Below are 23,830 nucleotides of genomic sequence, written 5' to 3' on the forward strand. Positions count from 1 at the left end.
GCATACCTCATTGTTGTGGTCAGTTGAGAGTGGACCGAGCATAAGTCCACCGCATCAACCACCGCGACAATCATTCACCTCGCGTATGCGCGTCTATCGGCTCAGTCCTTGTGCTTCTTCGCGTGCTTGTCGGATTTCTCGAAGGCCTCTTCGAGTGCGCGGTTGATCGTGCGCAACACCTTGACCCGCGCCCAGCGCTTGTCATTGGCCTCGACCAGGGTCCATGGCGAGATTTCCGAGCTGGTGCGGTCGACCATATCGCCGACGGCGGCGCGGTAATCATCCCACTTGTCACGGTTGCGCCAGTCGTCTTCGGTGATCTTGAAGCGTTTGAACGGGATCTCCTCGCGCTGTTGAAAACGCTCCATCTGCGTGTCTTTATCAATGGCCAGCCAGAACTTGACCACGATGACTCCGGCGTCGGCCAGTTGCTCTTCGAAATCGTTGATCTCGCCATAGGCGCGCAGCCAGTCGGCCGGCGTGCAGAAGCCTTCGATGCGCTCCACCAGCACGCGGCCGTACCAGGAACGGTCGAACACGGTGAACTTGCCACGCGCCGGAATGTGCCGCCAGAAACGCCACAAGTACGGCTGCGCTCGTTCTTCTTCGGTCGGTGCGGCAATCGGCACGATGTTGTATTGACGTGGATCGAGCGCCGCTGCAACCCGACGGATCGCCCCGCCCTTGCCCGCCGCGTCGTTGCCTTCGAACACCGCGACCAGTGCGTGGCGGCGCATGCGTTTGTCGCGCATCAGCCCGGACAAGCGCGCCTGCTCGGTGATCAGTTGTTCTTCGTAGTCTTTCTTCTCCAGGCGCTGGGTCAGGTCGAGGCTGTCGAGCAGGTTCAACTGATCGACCGGGGTGCCCAGCGGCGCGGCGCTGACATCGTGCGGATGCACGTCCCGACGCTTCAGCGCATTTTGCAAACCTTCGAGGAGAATCTTGCCGACCGCCAGGCTGCGGTAGTTGGCGTCGGCGCCTTCGATCACATGCCACGGCGCGTAATCACGACTGGTACGGCGCAGCACGCGCTCGCCGTATTTGACGAACTTGTCGTAGGTTTCCGATTGCTGCCAGTCGAGCGGGCTGATGCGCCAGCTGTGCAACGGGTCATCGGCCAGTGCTTTGAGCCGGGCCTTCATCTGTTTCTTGGACAGGTGAAACCAGAACTTGAAGATCAGCGCGCCTTCATCGCAGAGCATCTTTTCCAGACGCTCGGCACCGGCAATCGCCTGATCCAGACGCGGATCCTTGAACAAGCCATGCACCCGCCCCTGCAGCATCTGGCTGTACCAGTTACCGAAAAAAATCCCCATGCGCCCTTTGGCCGGGAGCATCCGCCAGTAGCGCCACGCCGGAGGCCGAGACAATTCTTCATCGGTCTGCTGATCGAAAGTGCGCACTTCGATCAGGCGCGGGTCCATCCACTCGTTAAGCAACTTAACCGTCTCGCCCTTGCCCGCGCCTTCAATGCCGTTGATCAGGATGATCACCGGGAAACGCTTCTGCTGCTGCAATTCGAACTGAGCTTCGAGCAAGGCTTCACGCAATGCCGGGACGGCCGCATCAAAGGTTTCTTTGTCGATGGCGTGACCGATTTCAGCGGATTCAAACATGGGACGGCTCCTTCCAGGATTCAGCAAGACTAGCGGATTGGGCACAGCAGCGGCGCAGAAATTCCCGCAGGTGGCGGATTGTCCGTGAGTCAACGGCCGCAAGCCTTGCCATGGATCAAGCAGCCCCTGCGCGATCGGCTAGAATGGCGGCCTTGTCGTTGCCGAGCCTGCCATGAAACCTGTATTGCCCCACGCCCAACTCGACTGGGATGACCAGGGACGCCCGCGTTCGCGAGTGTTCGATGACGTGTATTTTTCCGACAAATCAGGTCTGGATGAAACCCGTTACGTGTTCCTCGAACAGAACCGCCTAACCGAACGTTTTGCCGCGCTGCCGGCGGATGGGCGACTGGTCATCGGCGAAACCGGTTTTGGCACCGGACTGAATTTTCTCTGCGCCTGGCAGTTGTTCGAGCAGCATGCGGTGGCCGGTGCGCGACTGCATTTCGTCAGCGTCGAAAAGTACCCGCTGAGCCCTGCTGATTTGCACCGGGCCCTGGCCTTGTGGCCAGAACTCAAGCCGTTGGCCGATCAGTTACTGCGGCATTACGTGGCGATCCATCAGGGTTTTCAGCGCATCACGTTGGCCAACGGCCGCGTGACGCTGACGCTGCTGATCGGCGATGCCCTGGAACAACTGCCGCAGCTCGACGCGCAGATCGACGCGTGGTTTCTCGACGGTTTCGCCCCGGCGAAAAACCCTGACATGTGGACCGCCGAACTGTTCGTCGAGCTGGCGCGACTGGCAGCCCCCGGTTCGACCATCAGCACCTTCACCAGCACCGGTTGGGTACGGCGTTTGCTCAACGCCGCCGGGTTCAAAATGAAGCGCACGCCGGGCATCGGCCACAAGTGGGAAATCCTCCGGGGCGAGTTCCTCGGCTGGCCGGCGGAGGTGACGCCGCCTGCTGCGCAAAAGCCGTGGTTCGCGCGCCCTGCCCCGATTGTCGGTGAGCGTCGAGCGCTGGTGATCGGCGCCGGTCTGGCCGGATGTGCCACGGCGTCCAGCCTGGCCGCACGCGGCTGGCAAGTGACGTTGCTCGAACGCCATGCAGCCGTGGCGCAGGAAGCCTCAGGCAATCCGCAGGGCGTGCTGTACCTGAAGTTGTCTGCCCACGGCACGGCGCTGTCGCAGCTGATTGTCAGCGGTTTCGGTTACACCCGGCGTCTGCTGGAAACCCTGCAACGCGGCACCGACTGGGACGCTTGCGGCGTGCTGCAACTGGCGTTCAATACCAAGGAAGCCGAGCGCCACGCACAACTGGCTGAAGCCTTTCCCGAAGACCTGTTGCAGTGGCTGGATCAGCCCGAGGCGCAGGCCCGTGCCGGGGTCGGTCTGGCTCATGGCGGCTTGTACTATCCCGAAGGGGGTTGGGTGCATCCGCCGGCGTTGTGTCAGGCCCAAGCGGCGCAGACGAACATCGAACTGCTCAACCATTGCCAAGCGCTGCAACTGCGCAAGGTCGATGATCAGTGGCAGGCTATGGACGGTGAGCGTTTGCTCGCCAGCGCGCCGGTCGTGGTGCTGGCCGGTGCCGCCGACATCAAATGTTTTGCGCAGAGCGCCGAATTGCCGCTCAAGCGCATTCGCGGGCAGATCACTCGTCTGGCCGAAACCGCAGAAAGCCAGGCGTTGGCCACGGTGGTCTGTGCCGAAGGCTACGTCGCCCCGGCCCGTCTGGGCGAACACACCCTTGGTGCCAGTTTCGATTTCCACAATGATGACCTGACCCCGACCACGGCTGAACACGTGGGCAATCTGGCGATGCTCGAAGAGATTTCCAGCGACCTGGTCGCGCGTCTGCACATCGGCGAACAGCCGGTCGAAAACCTGCAGGGCCGCGCAGCCTTTCGCTGCACCAGCCCTGACTATTTACCGATTGTCGGTCCCCTCGCCGACCGCGAAGCGTTCCTCGATGCTTACTCGGTGCTGAGCAAAGACGCCCGTCAGGTTCCGGACATCGTCTGCCCTTGGCTGGAAGGTTTGTACGTCAACAGCGGCCACGGCTCACGAGGCTTGATTACCGCGCCGCTGTCCGGCGAGCTGCTTGCCGCGTGGCTGGACAACGAGCCGCTGCCACTGCCACGCAGCGTAGCCGAAGCCTGTCACCCTAACCGCTTCGCCCTGCGGCAGTTGATTCGCGGCAAGTGAATCTCACATGTCGGGCATCACGCACAGGCCCATGTCCATCAGGCGGATAGACTCTTGCGTCAGGCGCTTGAATTCTGCCTCTTGCGCCTGCTCCTTTTGAAGCTTGAGGGCACGCCCCTGACTCACATAGTCAGCACTGGGCAATGTGTCCACCTGCTCATCCAGGGCACTCATCCGCGGGTCGAACGACTCATCAATCAGCGAGAACTTGCGCGTAAACGTGCGTTTCAGATAGTCACGCCAGAACGTCTGCTGCTGCATGAATTCGAGCCATTTGGGCGAGAGTTCGTCTGTAGTGATCCGGTGTTGCGCCTTTTCCAGATCAGCGGCGGTCACGCCGCTCTCAAGTCCCAGCAGCATGTTCTGCGGCTGGCCGGGCAGGTCCAGTGTCTTCGCCAGCCTGATGCGATAAGCCAGGTTCACCTCGACTTCATCCAGTTTCCCGACCTTGACCGCATGTTCGTGGGCAATCTCGTTGAGTCGATGCAGCCGGAACAGTCGGCGGCCGAGTTCGAGTAGCGGTTTGGCAGTGACCTTGCCGCCGGCTCCCTTGGTTACACGATCGACGTGAACAGCAACTTCGAGATGACTGAAAATGATTGCCGCAGTGTCATCGCAATTGATCCGGTTGGCGGCCAGATCAAGCAACTCATCGCAGAGAGGGCCATCAGCCTCTGCTGCCTTCAATACCGCCCAGATCCGTCGCTGCATGTCAGCCCTGCCCTTCGTCCCGTCGGCGGTATCGCCCAGTCGCGCCAGCAGCTGGAGCAAGCCTTCGGCACTGGTATCGCCGCGGAACGCCTCCCAGATCCGCACCTGCGTCAGCCATTCCTCACCGGCCGTCTTGGTGAGCCATAATGAGCGCGCGGTTTGTTCGGGGAGCCGGATAATGTCGTCTGCGTCGTAACCCATTCCTATCCCGTAATTATTGCGATAGTTATCCAGATACGTTTTGCTGGTTTCAGTAAAGGGATTGAGCGCCAGGTTGAGCGCCTGGGTAAATCGTCGCGGTTTTTGAAACAGCCAGTCGGGCAACTCCTCGATCTTGTTTTTGCTCAGATCCATCCATTCGATATGGATGCGATTTTGCAGACCTTGAGGCAGTTCGGTAATCCCCGTATCGCGCAGCAACAATAGACGCAGGTTGGTCATTTGACTGACATCCGGGGTGGCGCCCAACGGGTTGTTGTTCAGATTGAGATACGTCAGCGTGTGCAGCCGGTTCAGCTTCGTCAATGTATACTCCGTCAGCTTTACCTGATTGCCCTCCAGGCTCAATCGCTTGAGCTTGGGCATATGCGACAGCACTTCGGGGAGCCGGGTGATTTTATTGTTGTCGAGTTCCAGCGACTCAAGCTGTTTGAAGGATTTGAGGAAGTAGGTGACATCATCATTCTGCGCCATGTCTTTCATCGACAAATGCTGGATATGGTCAAAGCTCAATCCCGCAGGCATGCTCGGCAGCTTGCCAATGCGCATTCGATCAAGCTTGAGGGCACAGACCGGTTTGCCCTGTTCACCCTCGGTCCAGTCAAACCGCCGAAAGGCCTTCTCGATCAGCTCGGCCGCCATCTTGCGGCTGTGCCGCGTTTCGGCCAGATCCCCGCCCATCGCCTTCAGGGCGGCGCTATCCTCACTCCAGATAAAGAGAACGTCACGCAGGGTTTTCAGATCCTGACGCAGGGCTTTGATCCGAATCGCCCGGCTCAGCGGATCGTCGCCCAGCTCATCAAGCAATTGATTGGCCTGCGCGTCATCCAGGCGGGGATAGAGTTTGCGCACTTTGCGCAGCAACTTGCGTGAGTGCTTCGTCGCGGGGGCCTGATCGCCTTGCACGCAGGCCGGCTCGACGCCCGGCGGTTCGTACTTGCCGTTGACCAGGGTTCGCCCGGTGGCTTCGCGCTCTTCGAGCCCTGCGTCGAGCAACTGGCTGCGCAAGCGCTGTCTGCCGGTCAGCCCGGCATCGATCAATCCGCTCGCCTCACGCTGACGTGACGGGAGCGCCTTCAGGATGGCGGTATACAAGGCGTCGGGCCCCGACGCCACCTTGCCAAGGGATTTTTTGTTGCCGTCAAATGCTTCATAACCGTCAGCGGATTTCACCAGGTAACAGGTATCGTCGGCGGTCGCGGCCGCATCGCCGATGGCTTCCAGCACGGGCCCGGTCAAGGCCTTGTCGCGCACCTCCAGGCGCAGTTTTTTATTCCAGCCGCTAAGGCGTGGCAGCAACTGAATGGCCAGTTTGTCGGTATCGGCATTCGCCAGGCGTGGCCAGTGAAATCCCGTCAGCCCGCGGTCGAGCCGCACCTTGGCGGCAGCGGCCCGGGCCCGCTGCCCCAATCGCAATGGCACCCGTGCGGTGGTGCGCAGGTGCTGGCGCTCGACGCTGGGTGCGCGGTCGATCAGCCGTTGTCCATAGCGTGCCGGAATGTCGGCGAAAACCTTGCGCAAATTGCGCAGCTCCTCCGCCTGACTCTCGTCGTAGCGTTGATACAGACGCTCGAACACCGCGCGATAATCGGATTTGAGCGCCGCACCGAGCTTTTTCGCCAGTGCGCTTTCCTCAGTGCTTTTTGCGACTTTGCCGCCAAGCAACGCATCAACCTCGCTTTGGTACAGACCATCGATAACCGTTTGCAACAATTGGCCTCGGGACAATTGGTCGCGGGTAACGACCACACCCAGCGTTTCGTCAATCGTGCTGTTCGCAGGATAGGTCGCTTCGACGGCCTCTTCTTCTCCGATCACCTCGATATAGCGGTCGGTGGGCCAGCCCGGCAGTTTCGGCAAGGCATGCATCAGCGTCTCGCCAGATTGCCCGGAATGGGTCTCGCCTTTTTCCAGCTCCACGGTCAGTTCCCGTAACTGGCGCCCGATACGTACACGCTCGACGATATCGCGCAGGCGCACAGGCAGGCTCAGATTATCGTTGAAGGTGTCGAGCACGGTCTGATGCGAGGTGTCGCTGAGTCGACGCATCAGGTCCAGATCGCTGTCGACGAATTCGCGCAAGTGCGGATCGATGCGTTTGAGCGCGTACGCGGAACTGCTCCACTCCTCCGGCTCCTCAGCCGGTAGCCGCCAGCCGCCTTCGACGTGCCGGACCAGTTCCGGGGTATAGGCTTGCGCTCGTGTGGCGTGTTCCAGGCGCCAAAGGTTGGCGTCGATATCGTAGCTGCCGGCGAACACACGATGGTCAACATTGCCAAGGGTTTTCGCGCCAATCTGATAAAACTCCTTGGAGCCGGGATCGATGGTGAACCCTGCCGGGAGAGAATGCTCGTAAGGCGCCAAATCGGGCTTCCACAGGCGCGCTTTACCGGCGTGATTGAGAATGGCGGTGAATTCCCCAAAGAACTGCGGGTGCGCGCGCAGCAGTTTACGACCCAGTGCCCCCACCAATTTTTGCCCACCGGCGAAGACGCCCATCATCGCGATGTTCTCGACCACGCTGAGCAGATGCGACAGGGCCTGCTGATGATCACCGCGCTGCCAGTCTTCGACACCTTCGTAAACTTCGCCAAGCAATTGCCCCACCGCGACGCCCATCATCAATTGCCCGAGCACCGGCACGAAGAGCCCGGCCACAGAGGCAATGTTCATCCCGCGCTGAACGAAATCGAGCAGGCGCTTGCGGCGCGTCTCTTCATCGATATCAGCAGTCGGCACTGCCAGTTTGCGTGCGTCGATCTGCAACTTGCCGACATGGCTTTGCACCATGAAATCGAAGAGCGGAACGCTGATCGGCCATTGTTTGACCCTGCCCAGATCGCCTTTTTCAGCGAACGTCTTGAAGAAATCCGCCTTGTCATCTTCATCGAGGCTGCGGGCAAAGTAGTCCTGATAATCCGCGGTTTTCAGTTGTTGCACCAGGTAGCGCTTGAATGCATTGAAACTCGGGTATTCGTACACGGCCCGCTCGGGTTCGCCGGGCATATACACCATGCACCCGTCCTCAGGGTGTTGTTCGATGGAACGTTTGGAGAAAACGACGACGCCCCACACGCAGCTGTCGAGTATCTTGATGCCCTGCATGATCAGCGGTTCTTTGCCGTACCGCAGGGTTTGCGCCGACGCCACGCCCTCGGCCAGCATCAGGTCCTGCAACATGCGCAAGCCTGCCGCGGTGATATTGCCCTTGAGCACGGCCAGGTGCGCATCGAGTTCCAATAGCGACTGTTTCAATGCGGCGATATCACGGGTCATGGCACTGGTCGCCACGATTTTCCCGCTTTCATCACGCAGGCCGAACACTTGCTGCAGATGCTCCTGGTATTTCTGGCCCAGATCCAGTTGGCGGCAAAACGCGGCAAACGCCGCCGGGGTCAAGCCGCTCACACCCTTCGGCGCGCTTTTCAGGCGCACCTGACTGCCATCGGGAAACGCGTCAGCCTGCTCCTCGTCTTCGCTGAAGTTCTGCATGGCAGCCTGCAAGAGCGTTTGCGAGGCATGTCTGACGAGGTCGATCCCGGCCTCATCGGTCGCGGTCGTCTCGCAGCCACAATCAACACCCGGCAGACTGACCACATCCACACCTGCGTCATAAAGCGCCGGCCATTTTTGGTTCAGTGCCGCGTTGAGTTCGCTGATACAGAAGTCAGCCAACGGTTTTAGCCGGATCAGATCCTTATTGACCTTGAGTTGCCGGGCGTACAGTTCACGGTTGATTTCATCCAGCCTGGCCAGGCTGGTGACCGACGCCTGGAGCAAATACGCCGGGAGCGTTTTTTCCAGAGTTTCGGCGGTGTCGAGATCGTCGGTAGCCTCCAGTAATGCGCTCAAGATCGAGACTTGAGGCGGCGTTTGTTGGTTTTTCCGGGTTGTCATCAGCAATAGTCCTTTATTGCGGTTTTGGACTTTAGACTTTATCGATATCGAACGCAGATTAAAAACATGAAAAACCTATTGAAAAATCAAACAACCCATCAACTTTTATCACTGATAAAAATAGCCCGGCAGCACCCGGAACGAGCAAACTTATGAAACTTGTAATCCGCTATTTCCCAGAATCAGCCTGAGGCATATTCCTGCCTCGCAGCGGCGGTATATACCTATATCGCTCAATCAAAATGTTGTTTGCCTGGTGCTCCCAACCATCAACTAATCGCGTTATTTTCCTGCACTGAAACACCCTAGGATAAAGACTCCTTTTCAAAACGAGACTTCCCCATGAATACACCAATGGAAAAACAACCCATTGCTGCAACAGTCGAAATACAACTGGACGTATCAACTGAGCAGCTGAGCAAGTCGGACGTGCCACGCCTTTTGGAACGTTTCTCCCAATTCTTCAACAAAGTCGATCCCCCGCAACTCGCTAAATTTCGCGAGGCAATAGATAAAGCGGTCCCCTTTCATAATCACTTCGAGAAGCTGGCGAGCCTGCTGGAAACTGTGGAAAATTTCTGCAGACGCACACTTTTGCAAGCGCTGAAGCAAAAGTATGGAATGCGCTTCAGCGTCGATGACCTTATCAAGCTCGCACCTGCGAACGCGCAAGGCCAGACGGCACATACCCTCACGCTGCTACAGGCGGCGATGCTGAACTTCACCGATAAGGAAGCGGCGGCGGGATACTTTTCAAGTGACAGCGGGACACTGCCCGAACCACGCAAAACGCCTGGGCGCGACTCATCGCAGATGAGGATTACCGCACAGGAGTTTGCAGCACTCAGTCGCGAGCTCGATCTCGGTGGCGCCTACGTTACCTATATCTCCCGAATATTGAAGGATGCACGTGTCAAAAGGCTTGGCGCACAACTTCACAGGCATAATATGAAACTCTTTGTCTATGAAAAGTACTTCACCAAACCTATTGGCCATGACGAGTATTCTCCATGTGGAGAGTTTCGTGCCCATCAGTTGACTGCCCTGGAGCGACTCATAGATAGCAAAGAAGATATTACTACTGGCGACTCATTCGACAAGGGAATAATCCAGCTGCACGCTTTGCAACTGTTTGGCAAGTACTCCACAGACGTCACATTGATCACACTTCGCCAATCGTCAGAATCAAACATAGACAGCTTTATCCTGTATGTGCCGAATGATCCCACCGACGGCTTTTACAAAGCCCATGACACGGGCAACAACATAGTCTGTCTTGCTTACCAGCTCCTCACAAAAGCGGAGTTTCGGGAATCTATCAAGTCACAGTTGCCCATTGCCGAACAGCATGAGTTTTCGCTGAAGACAATAAACGACACTGCTTCGGAAATAACACTGATCCCTCTTCAGAAAGGCTTGTTTCAACATCTATTTGATCGTTACGTCGACAAATTCATCGCTGATGCCAAGGAATTCGCAGTGCCCGTCGTCAATATCAATGAACCGGCCCATGCCCAACGGCGAAAAAAAATGGCCTTGGGCGACTATTTCACACGTCTCAAAAGTCCGACCAATGACTTCATCAACCGCTTGCGAACTCATCCAACAGATCGACTGCTGCGCACCGTATTCAACAGCGTGGAGAACTGGCCGGTGCCCGAAAGACACCAAGCCCTGATTCGGTTGCTGGATCTGAAAAAAACACCGTCACCCGCCGATGGCAATGACGAAAAACCACAGGCTGACCAAGCCACCGTCACTGATTATTTCGAGCAATTCGAATTGACGGGCGCATCAAGCGGGCAACCGGTCTACCTACAGAAAAAATCTGCGGGGTCTGAATATGAAGTAAAGGCCTACATCGCCAGTCTGGTGTTCGCGCAGGCGAGTCTGGATCACTATGAACACAAAATATACGAATGGAACGACCGTCACTTCATCAAAGTCGCCGACAGCGTTTTTGAAGTGGAACCCGACCCTCTTGCCTGGCGCGTCTGCCATCCGCTGGATCCGGGCGCTTACCGTCCACCGGCCGTGTATTCCCCCAGTCATGGCTGGAGCGTGCAACACGACGCGATCGTAAAGCAAAGCACACAGGCTGATGTAGACATCGATCACAAAGCACTTGAGGGCTGAAGGCCAGAAACGGACTCAACGCCTCGCTTATAACTTATCGTTCTAAAACTCCATTTACCGGGGCGGGTCAGTTTCTGAGTACCCGCCCTTTTGGCGAGGTAGCGATTGACCCCTCCCCAACGGAAAAACCGGTAAGGATTTTATGTGTGGATTAGCTGGCGAGTTACGTTTTGATCAACAACCTGCAGACCTTGCAGCGATCGAGAGAATCACCCATCACCTGGCCCCTCGCGGCCCCGACGCGTGGGGCTTCCATGCCCAAGGGCCGATTGCCCTCGGTCACCGTCGCCTGAAAATCATGGACCTGTCGGACGGCTCGGCGCAGCCGATGATCGACAGCCAGTTGGGCTTGTCCCTGGCCTTCAACGGTGCGATCTACAACTTCCCGGAACTGCGCGCCGAGCTTGAAGCGCTGGGTTATGCCTTCTATTCCGGTGGCGACACCGAAGTGCTGCTCAAGGGCTATCACGCTTGGGGCGAAGCCCTGCTGCCCAAGCTCAACGGCATGTTCGCCTTTGCCATTTGGGAACGCGACGCCAAACGCCTGTTCATCGCTCGCGACCGTCTCGGCGTCAAGCCGCTGTACCTGTCGCGCACCGGCCAGCGCCTGCGTTTTGCCTCGGCATTGCCGGCACTGCTCAAGGGCGGCGACATCAACCCGATTCTCGACCCGGTGGCGCTCAATCACTACCTGAATTTCCATGCGGTCGTCCCGGCGCCGCGCACCCTGCTGGCCGGCATTGAAAAACTGCCACCAGCGACCTGGATGCGCGTTGAAGCCGATGGCACCACCGAGCAGAAAACCTGGTGGACCCTGCCCTACGGCCCACACGACGACGAGAAAAACCTGACGCTGGAAGACTGGGTCGACCGCGTCCTCGACAGCACCCGCGAAGCGGTGGCGATTCGTCAACGCGCCGCTGTGGACGTCGGTGTGCTGCTCTCCGGCGGTGTCGATTCGAGCATGCTCGTCGGCCTGTTGCGTGAAGTCGGCGTGGAGAACCTGTCGACCTTCTCTATCGGTTTCCAGGATGCCGGTGGTGAGCGCGGTGACGAGTTTCAGTATTCCGATCTGATCGCCAAACACTACGGCACCCAACACCATCAATTGCGCATCGACGAGAAAGAGATCATCGAGCAACTGCCCGCCGCATTCCGTGCGATGAGCGAACCGATGGTCAGCCATGACTGCATCGCTTTCTACCTGTTGTCGCGCGAAGTGGCCAAACACTGCAAGGTGGTGCAGAGCGGCCAAGGCGCGGATGAACTGTTCGCGGGTTATCACTGGTACCCGCAAGTCGACGGCGCGGCCGATCCGTATGCGGCTTACCGCAACGCATTTTTCGACCGCAGCTATGACGACTACGCCGCCACTGTGCAGCCGAAATGGCTGACCGCGAACGATGCCGCAGGCGACTTCGTGAAAGAACATTTCGCCCAGCCCGGCGCTGATGCGGCCGTCGACAAAGCCCTGCGTCTGGACAGCACGGTGATGCTGGTCGACGACCCGGTCAAACGCGTCGACAACATGACCATGGCCTGGGGCCTGGAAGCGCGTACGCCGTTTCTCGACTATCGACTGGTCGAACTCTCGGCCCGCGTACCGGGCCAATTCAAGCTGCCGGATGGCGGCAAACAGGTCTTGAAAGAAGCCGCGCGTCGAGTGATTCCAAGTGAAGTGATCGACCGTAAAAAAGGTTACTTCCCGGTGCCGGGCCTCAAGCATTTGCAGGGCGATACCCTGAACTGGGTGCGCGAACTGCTGCTCGATCCAAGTCAGGATCGCGGCCTGTTCAACCCGGCCATGCTCGACAAATTGCTGACCGATCCGCAAGGCCAATTGACGCCGTTGCGCGGTTCGAAGTTGTGGCAACTGGCAGCCCTGAACCTGTGGCTCAGTGAACAAGGAATCTGATCGATGAAACCCCACGCCACGGCCATCAGCCAACGGCTGCTACGCGGTCAGACACCGTCCTATGAACGCTTGCAGGCACGTCTGGCCGAAGACGGCAGCACGCTGGCCGCCGACCCGATCGCGCTGCATTGCGGCTGGGGCCGGTTGCTGATCGGCCACACCTTTCCCGACCCGGCATCGCTGGCGCAGGAACTGCTCAAAGAGCAGCCCGGCGAGCGCGATATCGCTTTGTACGTTGCAGCACCGCAGCAGATTCTCGGCCTCGAGCCGACGCAATTGTTCCTTGATCCATCCGACACCTTGCGCCTGTGGTTCAGCGATTATCGGCAGGCGACTCGAGTGTTTCGCGGCTTTCGTATCCGCCGCGCGCAGAGTGAGGCGGACTGGCAGGCGATCAACCTGTTGTATCAGGCACGCGGCATGCTGCCGATCGATGCCACGCGGTTGACCCCGCATCATCAGGGCGGCCCGGTGTATTGGCTCGCCGAGGATGAAGACAGCGGCGCGGTGATCGGTAGCGTCATGGGCCTGAACCATCAAAAAGCCTTTAACGACCCGGAAAACGGCAGCAGCCTGTGGTGCCTGGCGGTGGATCCACAATGCTCGCGTCCAGGTGTCGGTGAAGTGCTGGTGCGACACCTGATTGAGCACTTCATGAGTCGCGGTTTGAGCTATCTGGATCTGTCGGTGTTGCACGACAACCGCCAGGCGAAAAACCTCTACGCCAAGCTCGGTTTCCGCAACCTGTCGACCTTCGCCATCAAGCGCAAGAACGGCATCAATCAACCGCTGTTTCTCGGCCCGGGGCCGGAGGCGCAGTTCAACCCGTACGCGCGGATCATCGTAGAAGAAGCCCATCGACGCGGCATCGACGTGCAAGTGGATGACGCCGATGCCGGGCTGTTCACCCTCAGCCACGGCGGGCGCCGCGTGCGTTGCCGCGAATCGTTGAGCGACCTGACCAGCGCGATCAGCATGAGCCTGTGTCAGGACAAGAGCCTGACGCACAAAGTGCTCAAAGGCGCCGGTCTGAACCTGCCTTCGCAGCAACTGGCGGGCAATGCCGACGATAACCTGGCCTTCCTCGACGAGCATCAACGGGTGGTGGTCAAGCCGCTCGACGGTGAACAGGGGCAAGGCGTGGCGGTGGATTTGCAGAGCATCGAAGAGGTGCAGCAAGCCATCGAAACAGCGAAGCAATTTGATAGCCGCGTGCTGCTGGAAAGCTTCCACGAAGGGCTTGATCTGCGGATTCTGGTGATCGGTTTTGAAGTGGTCGCGGCGGCAATTCGCAAACCGGCGGAAGTGGTCGGCGATGGCCAGCATTCGGTGGGCGCGTTGATCGAGGCGCAAAGTCGGCGTCGGCAAGCGGCCACCAGCGGCGAAAGCAAGATCCCGCTGGACCACGAAACCCAACGCACCCTGCATGCGGCGGGTTATGACTACAGCAGCATTCTGCCGGCCGGCGAGCACCTGTTTGTGCGGCGTACGGCGAATCTGCACACCGGCGGCACGCTGGAAGATGTCACCGCGATTCTGCATCCGACCCTGGTCGATGCCGCCGTGCGAGCAGCGCGGGCACTGGATATTCCGATGGTCGGCCTCGACTTGATGGTGCCGGCGGCGGATCAGCCCGAGTACGTGTTTATCGAGGCCAACGAACGCGCCGGTCTGGCCAACCATGAGCCGCAGCCGACGGCGGAGCGGTTTGTCGATTTGTTGTTTCCGCACAGTCAGCCGGCTGTCTCTTGATTCTCTAGTGACTGAACCGACGCCATCGCTGGCAAGCCAGCTCCCACAAGTTTTGCGGTACACACAAAAACTGTGGGAGCTGGCTTGCCAGCGATGAGGCCCGATCAAGCAACACAAAACTTTCCTCATCGAAACCATCGGTGTGCTCAACCCATCAGGAGTTTCCATGACCACGCAAATCCCCGAACCGGATCTCAACTACCTGCAAAAAGTACTGCTGGAAATGCTCGCCATTCCCAGCCCCACCGGGTTCACCGACACCATCGTGCGCTACGTCGCCGAGCGTCTGGAAGAACTCGGCATCCCGTTCGAAATGACCCGGCGCGGCACCATTCGCGCCACGCTCAAGGGCAAGAAGAACAGCCCCGACCGCGCCGTTTCCGCCCACCTGGACACCATCGGCGCCGCCGTTCGTGCGATCAAGGACAACGGGCGCCTGACCCTCGCCCCGGTCGGCTGCTGGTCGAGCCGCTTTGCCGAGGGCAGCCGCGTCAGCCTGTTTACCGACAACGGCGTGATTCGCGGCAGTGTCTTGCCGCTGATGGCCTCCGGACACGCATTCAACACCGCCGTCGATGAAATGCCGATCAGTTGGGATCACGTCGAACTGCGCCTGGACGCCTACTGCGCGACCAAGGCTGACTGCGACTCACTGGGCATCAGCATCGGTGACGTGGTCGCATTCGACCCGCTGCCGGAATTCACCGAAAGCGGCCACATCAGCGCCCGTCACCTCGATGACAAGGCCGGCGTCGCGGCGCTGCTCGCGGCACTCAAAGCCATCGTCGACAGTGGTCAGGAATTGATGATCGACTGCCACCCACTGTTCACCATCACCGAGGAAACCGGCAGCGGTGCGGCGGCGGCATTGCCGTGGGACGTCAGCGAATTCGTCGGCATCGACATCGCACCAGTCGCTCCAGGGCAGCACTCCAGCGAACACGCGGTGAGCGTCGCGATGCAGGATTCCGGCGGACCTTACGACTATCACTTGTCGCGACATTTGCTGCGTCTGGCCGGTGAAAACGAACTGCCGGTGCGCCGCGACCTGTTCCGCTATTACTTCAGTGATGCGCATTCGGCGGTGACGGCCGGGCACGATATCCGCACTGCCCTGCTCGCGTTTGGTTGTGATGCGACCCATGGGTATGAGCGTACGCACATCGACAGTCTGGCGGCCCTGAGTCGTTTGCTCGGGGCGTACATTTTGAGCCCGCCAGTGTTTGCCAGTGATGCAGCGCCGGCGAATGCCTCGCTGGATCGCTTCAGTCACCAGATTGAACATGACACCCAGATGGAGAGCGATACGCGGGTGCCGTCGGTGGATAGTTTGGTAGGGCAGCGTTCCGATAGTTGATCCGGCTTTGTGATGACAGGACTGGCCCCATCGCTGGCAAGCCAGCTCCCACAGGTATCGGAGGTGTACACAAATATTGTGTTGCCCCAATTACCGTGGGAGCTGGCTTGCCAGCGATGAGGTCGGTACAGGCAACACAAAACTGGCAGGCAAACAGCAATCGCCGTAGCATCCCGCCATTGATTCAGCCGAGGTGCCCATGCTCATTCCTTACGACGCTCTTGAAGTCGACACCCTCACCCGCCTCATTGAAGATTTCGTCACCCGCGACGGCACCGACAACGGCGATGACACGCCGCTGGAAACCCGCGTGCTGCGCGTACGTCAGGCCTTGACCAAAGGCCAGGCGCTGATCGTCTTCGACCCGGAAAGCGAGCAGTGCCAGTTGATGCTCAAGCACGACGTGCCCAAGCACCTGTTCGATTGAACCCTTCAGCGCAGCTTTTCGGCGGCCTGTTTGCGCTTGATCCGGTCATAGACCTCCGCGCGATGCACATTGACCTTTTGCGGGGCCTCGACACCAAAACGCACGCTGGAGCCGTTAACCGACAGCACGCGCAGGGAAATGTCGTCGCCGATTGAAATCAACTCACCAACAACACGGCTGAGTACAAGCATGAGATTCGTCCTTCAGGGTTAGCGAACCCTGAAGATGCGCGGCTTGCAGCGGCTCTACAATGCGCGGCGAGCAAATCAGTTTTGCCTTACACCCATGCTCGCCTCTGGCCGTCAGACGTTTCCCACAGATTGCCGTCAGGCAGCGGAAAATCGCGGACCGAACAGAATCACGCTGGCGCCGATCACGCACAACGCCACACCGATCCAGTCCGAACCCAATGGACGCACGCGCTCGACCACCATCAGCCAGCCAATCGACGCGACGATGTAGATACCGCCATAAGCGGCGTAGGCACGACCGGCATAGTTGGCTTCAACACGGGTCAGCAACAGTGCGAACAGGGTCAGGCTGAGCAGCGCAGGGATCACCCACAACGCACTTTTGCCCTGCCGCAGCCACATGAAGAAGGCGAAACAACCGGCGATTTCAAACAGCGCCGCGAGGAAGAACCACAGGTAATTAAGCATTGATGCGTCTCGACAGGGTGACCATTGCGGCCACCCTAACGACGCTGTCTGTTACGGGCAAGCTCAGCCGTTGTTCTGTTTGGCTTTGGCGCGCATTTTCTCGGCCATGGAGGTCATTTCGTTGTAAAGCAGTTGCGGGTTCTTCTGCTTGATCGCCCACGCCATGCGGCCTTGTTCGTGTGGCAGGATCATGAACTCACCGGCCGCCACTTGCTGGTAGATATAGTCAGCAATGTCCGCCGCCGTAATCGGCGAACTTTCCAGCAACTTGCCGACCTGCGCTTTCATCGCCGGGGTCGGGCCACGGAACGAATCGAGCAAGTTGGTCTGGAAGAACGACGGGCACACCACATGCACGCCGACTTCCTGCTGCGCCAGTTCAATCAACAGGCTCTCCGAAAGTGCGACCACGCCGGCCTTGGCCACGTTGTAATTGCTCATCGCCGGGCCTTGCATCAGTGCCGCCATGGAGGCGATGTTGATGATCTTGCCTTTGCTTTGCTCAAGCAGCGGCAGGAACGCCTTGCAGCCCTTGACCACGCCCATCAGGTTGATCGCGATCTGCCAGTCCCAGTCTTCCAGCGATAGCTCGCTGAAGAAACCGCCCGACGCAACACCGGCGTTGTTGACGATGATGTCGATGCCACCGAGTTTCTCTTCGCAGGCTTGGGCGAATGCGGTGAGCTGACTGTAATCACGCACATCGCAGCGCTGAGTGAAACCGTCACCGCCCGCCTCGCGGACCAATTTCAGGGTTTCCTGCAGGCCGGGTTCGCTGACGTCGGACAAGGCCAGTTGCCAGCCTTCACGCGCCCAGCGCAGCGCGATTTCGCGACCCAGGCCCGAGCCCGCACCAGTGATCATCATGCGATTTTGCATAGCACACAGCCTTGTTGTTCCGGGGAAGATGCGCGGAGTGTAGCGAAGGATCGGCGCGCGCCCACGCTCCATCAGATTGCTGAATGGAGGATCAAAAGATCGCAGCCTTCGGCAGCTCCTACATGGATTCGTGTAGGAGCTGTCGAGTGAAACGAGGCTGCGATCTTTTCGCTGCAAAGGAAATAAACGAGCAATCCAAATACATTAAAAAAACATTGAATTTTCTTTCATGCGCACCGGTCGGAATTTGTAAGCCGTCTGGAATTACTTAGTCTCCAGTCGCCCTTGAATACCAAGACTTCTCGAACACTATCAACAAGGAAATCGACATGGGCACAATTCTAATCATTATCCTGATCCTGTTGCTGATCGGTGGTCTGCCGGTCTTCCCGCACTCCAGAAGTTGGGGTTATGGTCCATCGGGCATTATCGGCGTGGTGTTGGTGGTGCTGTTGGTCCTGCTGTTACTTGGTCGGATATAACGATTCAAGCGTAAAAAAAAAGAGGCCCTGTTCAGGGCCTCTTTTTTATTGCACGGATTTTATGATCGCTGCGCGATCAGTCCGGCTTGCCGTTGATTACACCGGCAGTGTTGTCCATCAGGCTCTTGGTCGCCGTTTGCAGGAACGCCTCGAGTTTGAGTTTCAACTCGGCCGTGCGCGGTGCATTCGGAACGATCTCGGCATGTGGATTGGCACCCAACTGGTATTGCCAGATCTTCGGACCCATTTCCTTGTCTTTCGGCAGGACCAGAATCTGGTCGGCAGTGACGATGGCGGTGGTCTGCTCGCTGCCCGACGGCTTGATCACACCGAAACCGGTGTCGCCTTCCGGCAGGTTGAGCAAGTCACGGCCCCAGCACTGATTTCGCACTTCGCCACCCAGACGACCCATGATGGTCGGCACGATGTCGATCTGCGTGCCCACGGTGTGGTCACGGGTACCAAACTTCTCCTGGATGCCCGGCGCGATCATCAGCATCGGCACGTTGAAGCGACCCAGGTCCATTTCGGTGATCTGGCGCTCGTTGCCGAAACCGTGGTCACCGACGATGACGAACAGGGTTTCCTTGAAGTACGGCTCTTTGCGCGCCTTCTCGAAGAATTGACCCAGTGCCCAGTCGGCGTAACGCATGGCGGTCAAGTGTTCGTTGAGGCTGCCACGGTCAGTCACACGCTCAACCGGCAATGGCGTCGGCAAGGCGTATGGCGTGTGGTTGGACAGGGTTTGCAGCAGCGCGTAGAACGGCTTGCCGTTTTCCCGCGCCTTGAGCTCCTGCAGGCCACGGTCGAACATGTCCTGATCGGACACGCCCCAGGTCGGATCGGAGAACACCGGGTTGACGAAGTCGTTACGGCCAACGAAGTTGGTCATGCCCTGGTTGCTGAAAAAGCCCGACTGGTTGTCCCAGGCGAAATCGCCGTTGTAGACGTACACGTCGTCGTAATTGCGGGCGCTGAGCAGCTGCGGCAGGCCGGACAGTTTGTGGCTGCCTTCCGGGGTCTGCATCAGGTATTCGAAACCCGGCAGGTTGGGGAAGCAGGCCATGGTCGCGAACATGCCCTGGTGGGTGTGCGTACCGTTGGAGAAGAAGCGATCGAACAGCAGGCCTTCCTTCGACAGTTTGTCCAGATAAGGCGTGATGTTGCCCGGCGCGCCCAACGCACCGACCGAGTGACCGGCCATGCTTTCCATCAGGATCACGACGACGTTCTTGATCGGCAGGGTCTTGTCGGCCGGCGGCGTGTATTCACGGCGCACGGCGGCGATATCGGCATCGACCAGTTTGTCATCCGGCATCAGCAACATATCGCGCACGACTTTCTGCGCTTGTTCTTGCGGCAGCGTGCCTTTCCAGATGTTGTCGCGGTCTTCGCCCATGCGGTCCTTGGCGGCTGCGATCAGCGACAGCGTGCCGTTGAGGCCGAGCTGGTTGGCGAAGTTGGAGTCGGTGGTGTACACGTCACCCCAACGCATTGGCGGGCCTTGACGCAGAGTGCCACGAGCGGCAACCACGCAGATCAGCAAGCAGACCACGAACACCGCAAGACGGGTGTACCACGGTGCGACTTGACGGCTGCTGACACTACCGCCGCTGAACGGTCCGCGCGGACGGGTGGCACGGTCGGCGCCTTTGAACGCCAGGGTCAGAATGACGGTGCCGATGACCCACGCCAGCAGATAACGCACCACCGGGAAGCCGTACCAGAGCATGCTCATTACGGTTTTCGGGTCTTCTTTCACATACTGGAACACCAGACCGTTGAGGCGCTGGTGAAACTCGCGATAAAAGTCCATCTCCATCAGGCCGAGGAACAGCGCGATGCTCGAGGCGATCGTCAGCCACAGACGGAAGAAGCCGCGTGCGGCCATGGCGCGCGCACTGAACAGTGCCAGCACCAGCGGAATGCACACGTAAACCACCAGGCGCAGGTCGAAACGCAGGCCGTTGGCGAAGGCTTCGAGGAAAGTCGAAGCCGGGGTGTCGAGGATCATCTCGCGGTTGTAGACCAGCAGCGCGAGGCGCAGCACGGAAAACATCACCATCATGACCAGCGCGCAAAGCAGCGTGTAGGCCAGATGCGATTTGACGGTCGGTTGCAGCAGGCGAGCAGAAGATCGCTGCTGATTCAGGGCGTCCGGGTTTGCCATGTCGTTTTAGGACCCATTGGAAGTTGAAGTTGCAAAAATACAGCGGCGCCATGCCCTCTATTGGTCATTCCAGACCCCGGGGCTTGCGCGGTGCGCAAATGTTGCACGATCACCCGCACCATTGCCATTGATTACTGCCCCGCCGCCAGACACTTTCATTCAGCGCAGCGCCAAACCGGGACAGCGTGCAAACAGCGCGGGCGAATTGTCTTGAACACTTTGTGAAAATTTCGTGCAACGCATATCTGGAAACACAATATAGATACAAAACAAAACGCCCCGAATCGGTCGGGGCGTTTCGTTGAACGCGGGCCGATTACTTCTCGGCGCGTTCTTTCAGAGCTTTCAAGGTGTTGAACGGCGCATCGACGACAAACTTGTTGGCAATCATCGACGGCACGCTACCACCCGGCTCGGTGTGCACCTGATAGGTCACTTCAACCTGATCACCTTTGGGTACGAACTTCCAGTAGCCTTTGACCTGCGCTACACGGACGAAGCCTTTCTCTTCCGGAAGGTACTTGGGCAGACCTTCGAGGTTACGGGTCAGGCTGCCATCGGCGCCTTCAACGGTGGTGATGTGCAACACCGAATCACGCGGAGTCACCGGCCAAGGCGTGTTGAACTGGGTGTAGGTCCAGCTCTGATCGCCCTCGTGCTTGAGCAGTTTCTGGGTCTTGCATTCGTGAATCCAGGCGCACGCGCCGGAGACGTCTTCCTGCAGTGCGCGCAGTTTGGCGACGGTGGTCTTCATCAGCGCAACGCCCTGGTAGGACTTGTAGTCCGAACCCGGCACTTCACTCAGGGACACCTTGATGCCGTCCTCATTCTTGGCGACTTTCCAGTCTTCAGCCTGAGCGACGGAGGTGGCCAGCACAGCGGTCAAACCACACAACACAGCGATACGATGCAGCGAACCCATAGTCTTATTCCTTATTGTTGAAGTTCCGTTCGTTTGACACATCACGCCGCCGTCATTTGCTCCCACCAGCCAATCAGCCTGATCGCTTCTTCCGAGCTGCTGCCACAGACTTCGACATCAGCCGCGAAGCCGGAGCAGACTGCCGGGCGCTCCGGGCGGCCGAAAATGCTGCACAGGTTTTCGACCGAGAGTTGCACGCAACGTTCGCCGGCAGGTTTGCCATCAGGCATGCCGGGAATCGGCGAACTGATGGAAGGGGCAATGCAGCAAGCGCCACAGCCTTCACGGCATTTCATGACGAACGTTTCCTCGCGACGGGCGATGTGTAAAAGGGACGCGGAACAGAGTAACCGCTAAAACGGCTGTTTTAAATTGCCGGAACCGGGTTTTTAGCGATAACTCAATATGACTGACCAGTCTCCGACAAAGCGTCTGGTCTGCGGGTCACAGATGGGCTGGTTTTACTGTTTGAATTCGAAATCCAGCGCCGCACCTTCGATTTCCCGGCGGTCTTCATTGCGCAGTTGCAACTGCATTTCGTTATTGAGCAAGCGGCCGTTGAGCTGGAATCCGTTGTTTTTCTCGCCAAACATCTGCGGCAGGATCGGCTCGCGCTTGGGCAACTCAACCGTGCCTTTGGGCTTCAGCTCCTGGACCATGTCCTTGGGCAGACTCAAATCGAGTCTGGCCGGCGGCAATTTGGTTTTCACCACTTCGCTGGCGGGTTTCGATTTGGAGGCGATTGGCTTGCGCTTCTTGATGATTTTTTGCTGGGGTTTCTTCGCGGAAGCGGCCTTTGGCGCAGGCGTGGTTTTTTTAACGGGACTCGTTGCGGCCGGTTTGTCCTGAACCGCAGCGGCCACGGCTCCAGGCGCATGACCGATCATCAGCAAACCCAACAAAACCCAAGCGGCAGGAAAAATCGCTTTCATGGACCCAACGACACTAACGGCAGAGGGCCATATGCTCGCTTGTTGGACGCCACAAGACAAGCATCAGCCACCGCCCGTTCAGAATCCGCCAGCGGTTTCCTGACACAGTTGAGTCGCCAACAGCCCCAGCGTCATCAACGCCCGCTCCGCCTCGCGGTTCCACGGAATCCCGCAGTTCAGGCGGATACAGTGGTTGAACTGCTCGGTATTACTGAAAATCAGACCCGGCGCAATACTGATGCCCTGCTGCAAGGCGCGGACATGCAATTCCTGGGTATTCACCCTCCCCGGCAAGCTCACCCAGAGGATGAAACCACCCGTGGGCCGGGTCATCTGCGTACCTTCGGGGAAGTACTGCTGCACCGCCAACTGGAACGCGCTGAGGTTTTTCCGGTATTCCTGGCGGATGTACCGTAAATGCCGGTCATAGCCGCCGTTTTCCAGATAAGCGGCAATCGCCATCTGCGTCACGCTGCACGCCGAATGGGTGCTGAAGGTCTGCAGGCGCTGGATTTCCTGCTGGTACTTGCCAGCGATCATCCAACCGATGCGCACACCGGGTGACAAGGTTTTGGAGAAGCTCGAACAGTAGATCACCCGATCCAGTCGGTCATAAGCCTTGAGCGCTTTGGTTTTGCCTTGCTCGAACATCAGTTCGCCATAGATGTCGTCTTCGACGATCTGGATATCGAAATCCGAGGCCAGCCGCAGCAACTGTTTCTGCCGTTCTTCGGGCATGGTGCCACCCAGGGGATTGCTCAGGCGCGTAGTCAGCACCAGCGCTTTGATCGACCACTGGTTGGCCGCCAGTTGCAGGGCTTCGAGGCTCATGCCGGTGGCGGGATCGCTGGGGATTTCGATGACCTTCAAGCCGAGAAGATCGGCCAGTTGCAGCAGACCGTAATAAGTCGGCGACTCAGCGGCAATCAGATCACCCGGCCGGGTCAGCACACGCAACGACATCTGCAAGGCATCGACACAACCGTGGGTGATCACCACTTCCGACGGGTCGACCACCACACCGGCATCGCGCATACGGATCGCCACTTGCCGGCGCAGCGGTTCGAAACCGGGGCTGAACATGTAGCTGAAGGCACGCGGGCTATGGAAGCGGGTGACCTTGGCCAGTTGCTGATGCAGTGCGCGCACCGGCAAGTAATCGACACTTGGCACAGCCGCGCCCAGCGGAAACACGCCTTCGCGGCGTGATTCGACCAGAACCTGTTGAATGATGCTGCTGCGGGTGACCAGCCCCGGCCGTTCGACCCGGGCAATGTCTGGCGTCGGCGCCGTCAGTGCCGGCGTCTGGTGCACGTAATAACCGGACTGCGGTCGGGCGCGAATCAAGCCCTGATCTTCAAGATTGGCGTAAGCCTGCAACACCGTCGCATGGCTGACATTGAGCTGCGAACTCATCTTGCGCACCGAAGGCACGCGCTCCCCCGGTTGATAGACCCCACGGCGGATGTCTTCGGCCAGTTGCTGAGCAATACGTTGGTAGAGCAAGAGATTGGTCATGACGCAGCACTCGATTTCACGGGCATTTTATTCTTGTGTGAAACAATACCGGAACAGTTTAGAAGTGTACTGGGACAGTTGCCACA

The 23,830-nt window shown here is 58.6% G+C and carries 17 protein-coding genes; 7 read left to right on the plus strand and 10 right to left on the minus strand.

What is annotated here, in order from left to right; genetic code table 11:
• Nucleotides 1–101: 101 nt before the first annotated feature.
• Nucleotides 102–1,616: a polyphosphate:AMP phosphotransferase gene (pap, locus tag RMV17_RS21280; protein ID WP_311882352.1), complete on the minus strand. Its 1,515-nt coding sequence runs from the start codon at nucleotides 1,614–1,616 to the stop codon at nucleotides 102–104.
• Between the two features lie 172 nt (nucleotides 1,617–1,788).
• On the opposite strand from pap, the gene mnmC reads away from it, so the two are divergent.
• A complete protein-coding gene (gene mnmC, locus RMV17_RS21285) occupies nucleotides 1,789–3,768 on the plus strand; it encodes a bifunctional tRNA (5-methylaminomethyl-2-thiouridine)(34)-methyltransferase MnmD/FAD-dependent 5-carboxymethylaminomethyl-2-thiouridine(34) oxidoreductase MnmC (RefSeq protein WP_311882355.1) in 1,980 nt (659 codons plus the stop codon).
• A gap of 3 nt (nucleotides 3,769–3,771) precedes the next feature.
• Here mnmC and RMV17_RS21290 read toward each other — a convergent pair whose 3' ends face one another.
• On the minus strand, nucleotides 3,772–8,595 hold the full coding sequence (locus tag RMV17_RS21290) for an NEL-type E3 ubiquitin ligase domain-containing protein (RefSeq protein ID WP_311882356.1): 4,824 nt from the start codon (nucleotides 8,593–8,595) through the stop codon (nucleotides 3,772–3,774).
• A 342-nt stretch (nucleotides 8,596–8,937) separates the two neighbouring features.
• On the opposite strand from RMV17_RS21290, the gene RMV17_RS21295 reads away from it, so the two are divergent.
• The 5 genes from RMV17_RS21295 to RMV17_RS21315 all read left to right on the plus strand — a co-directional run bounded on the left by RMV17_RS21295 (nucleotide 8,938) and on the right by RMV17_RS21315 (nucleotide 16,182).
• Complete coding sequence (locus RMV17_RS21295) at nucleotides 8,938–10,731, plus strand: dermonecrotic toxin domain-containing protein (RefSeq protein WP_311882358.1); 1,794 nt, start codon at nucleotides 8,938–8,940, stop codon at nucleotides 10,729–10,731.
• A gap of 142 nt (nucleotides 10,732–10,873) precedes the next feature.
• Nucleotides 10,874–12,646, plus strand: coding sequence for an N-acetylglutaminylglutamine amidotransferase (locus RMV17_RS21300; RefSeq protein ID WP_311882360.1), 1,773 nt, complete (start codon nucleotides 10,874–10,876; stop codon nucleotides 12,644–12,646).
• 3 nt (nucleotides 12,647–12,649) lie between these two features.
• Nucleotides 12,650–14,398, plus strand: coding sequence for an N-acetylglutaminylglutamine synthetase (ngg, locus tag RMV17_RS21305; protein WP_034155314.1), 1,749 nt, complete (start codon nucleotides 12,650–12,652; stop codon nucleotides 14,396–14,398).
• 166 nt (nucleotides 14,399–14,564) lie between these two features.
• Entirely contained in the window at nucleotides 14,565–15,755 is a 1,191-nt protein-coding gene (locus tag RMV17_RS21310; RefSeq protein WP_077574040.1) for an osmoprotectant NAGGN system M42 family peptidase, read from the plus strand.
• A gap of 199 nt (nucleotides 15,756–15,954) precedes the next feature.
• Nucleotides 15,955–16,182, plus strand: coding sequence for a YheU family protein (locus tag RMV17_RS21315; protein ID WP_003192759.1), 228 nt, complete (start codon nucleotides 15,955–15,957; stop codon nucleotides 16,180–16,182).
• 5 nt (nucleotides 16,183–16,187) lie between these two features.
• Here the strand turns inward: RMV17_RS21315 and csrA are convergent, their stop codons facing one another.
• The 3 genes from csrA to RMV17_RS21330 form a co-directional block, all read right to left on the minus strand.
• Complete coding sequence (gene csrA / locus RMV17_RS21320) at nucleotides 16,188–16,373, minus strand: carbon storage regulator CsrA (protein WP_034155316.1); 186 nt, start codon at nucleotides 16,371–16,373, stop codon at nucleotides 16,188–16,190.
• A gap of 135 nt (nucleotides 16,374–16,508) precedes the next feature.
• A complete protein-coding gene (locus RMV17_RS21325) occupies nucleotides 16,509–16,841 on the minus strand; it encodes a YnfA family protein (protein ID WP_008088571.1) in 333 nt (110 codons plus the stop codon).
• 63 nt (nucleotides 16,842–16,904) lie between these two features.
• Nucleotides 16,905–17,720, minus strand: coding sequence for an SDR family oxidoreductase (locus tag RMV17_RS21330; RefSeq protein WP_034155317.1), 816 nt, complete (start codon nucleotides 17,718–17,720; stop codon nucleotides 16,905–16,907).
• Between the two features lie 323 nt (nucleotides 17,721–18,043).
• Between RMV17_RS21330 and RMV17_RS21335 the strand changes: the two genes are divergently transcribed.
• Entirely contained in the window at nucleotides 18,044–18,202 is a 159-nt protein-coding gene (locus tag RMV17_RS21335) for a DUF3309 family protein (protein ID WP_169432680.1), read from the plus strand.
• Nucleotides 18,203–18,278: 76 nt separating this feature from the next.
• On the opposite strand, the gene RMV17_RS21340 is transcribed toward RMV17_RS21335, so the two are convergent.
• From RMV17_RS21340 to RMV17_RS21360, 5 genes are all read right to left on the minus strand, one after another.
• Entirely contained in the window at nucleotides 18,279–20,372 is a 2,094-nt protein-coding gene (locus RMV17_RS21340) for an LTA synthase family protein (protein WP_311882366.1), read from the minus strand.
• A 316-nt stretch (nucleotides 20,373–20,688) separates the two neighbouring features.
• Nucleotides 20,689–21,294, minus strand: coding sequence for an START domain-containing protein (locus RMV17_RS21345; protein WP_034155319.1), 606 nt, complete (start codon nucleotides 21,292–21,294; stop codon nucleotides 20,689–20,691).
• Nucleotides 21,295–21,335: 41 nt separating this feature from the next.
• Nucleotides 21,336–21,590 (minus strand): YkgJ family cysteine cluster protein, encoded by a 255-nt coding sequence (locus RMV17_RS21350; protein ID WP_007908349.1) that lies wholly within the window; start codon nucleotides 21,588–21,590, stop codon nucleotides 21,336–21,338.
• A gap of 165 nt (nucleotides 21,591–21,755) precedes the next feature.
• Complete coding sequence (locus RMV17_RS21355; RefSeq protein WP_311882370.1) at nucleotides 21,756–22,226, minus strand: translation initiation factor 2; 471 nt, start codon at nucleotides 22,224–22,226, stop codon at nucleotides 21,756–21,758.
• Between the two features lie 78 nt (nucleotides 22,227–22,304).
• Complete coding sequence (locus tag RMV17_RS21360; RefSeq protein WP_016985994.1) at nucleotides 22,305–23,744, minus strand: PLP-dependent aminotransferase family protein; 1,440 nt, start codon at nucleotides 23,742–23,744, stop codon at nucleotides 22,305–22,307.
• Nucleotides 23,745–23,830: the final 86 nt, after the last annotated feature.

It is taken from the genome of Pseudomonas sp. VD-NE ins, assembly GCF_031882575.1.
Lineage (GTDB): Bacteria > Pseudomonadota > Gammaproteobacteria > Pseudomonadales > Pseudomonadaceae > Aquipseudomonas > Aquipseudomonas fluorescens_BZ.

What these genes read in the sequence shown, in the direction of transcription:
- pap (WP_311882352.1), bottom strand. Translation starts at nt 1,616, where the DNA reads ATGTTTGAATCCGCTGAAATCGGTCACGCCATCGACAAAGAAACCTTT.
- mnmC (WP_311882355.1), top strand. Translation starts at nt 1,789, where the DNA reads ATGAAACCTGTATTGCCCCACGCCCAACTCGACTGGGATGACCAGGGA.
- RMV17_RS21290 (WP_311882356.1), bottom strand. Translation starts at nt 8,595, where the DNA reads ATGACAACCCGGAAAAACCAACAAACGCCGCCTCAAGTCTCGATCTTG.
- RMV17_RS21295 (WP_311882358.1), top strand. Translation starts at nt 8,938, where the DNA reads ATGAATACACCAATGGAAAAACAACCCATTGCTGCAACAGTCGAAATA.
- RMV17_RS21300 (WP_311882360.1), top strand. Translation starts at nt 10,874, where the DNA reads ATGTGTGGATTAGCTGGCGAGTTACGTTTTGATCAACAACCTGCAGAC.
- ngg (WP_034155314.1), top strand. Translation starts at nt 12,650, where the DNA reads ATGAAACCCCACGCCACGGCCATCAGCCAACGGCTGCTACGCGGTCAG.
- RMV17_RS21310 (WP_077574040.1), top strand. Translation starts at nt 14,565, where the DNA reads ATGACCACGCAAATCCCCGAACCGGATCTCAACTACCTGCAAAAAGTA.
- RMV17_RS21315 (WP_003192759.1), top strand. Translation starts at nt 15,955, where the DNA reads ATGCTCATTCCTTACGACGCTCTTGAAGTCGACACCCTCACCCGCCTC.
- csrA (WP_034155316.1), bottom strand. Translation starts at nt 16,373, where the DNA reads ATGCTTGTACTCAGCCGTGTTGTTGGTGAGTTGATTTCAATCGGCGAC.
- RMV17_RS21325 (WP_008088571.1), bottom strand. Translation starts at nt 16,841, where the DNA reads ATGCTTAATTACCTGTGGTTCTTCCTCGCGGCGCTGTTTGAAATCGCC.
- RMV17_RS21330 (WP_034155317.1), bottom strand. Translation starts at nt 17,720, where the DNA reads ATGCAAAATCGCATGATGATCACTGGTGCGGGCTCGGGCCTGGGTCGC.
- RMV17_RS21340 (WP_311882366.1), bottom strand. Translation starts at nt 20,372, where the DNA reads ATGGCAAACCCGGACGCCCTGAATCAGCAGCGATCTTCTGCTCGCCTG.
- RMV17_RS21345 (WP_034155319.1), bottom strand. Translation starts at nt 21,294, where the DNA reads ATGGGTTCGCTGCATCGTATCGCTGTGTTGTGTGGTTTGACCGCTGTG.
- RMV17_RS21350 (WP_007908349.1), bottom strand. Translation starts at nt 21,590, where the DNA reads ATGAAATGCCGTGAAGGCTGTGGCGCTTGCTGCATTGCCCCTTCCATC.
- RMV17_RS21355 (WP_311882370.1), bottom strand. Translation starts at nt 22,226, where the DNA reads ATGAAAGCGATTTTTCCTGCCGCTTGGGTTTTGTTGGGTTTGCTGATG.
- RMV17_RS21360 (WP_016985994.1), bottom strand. Translation starts at nt 23,744, where the DNA reads ATGACCAATCTCTTGCTCTACCAACGTATTGCTCAGCAACTGGCCGAA.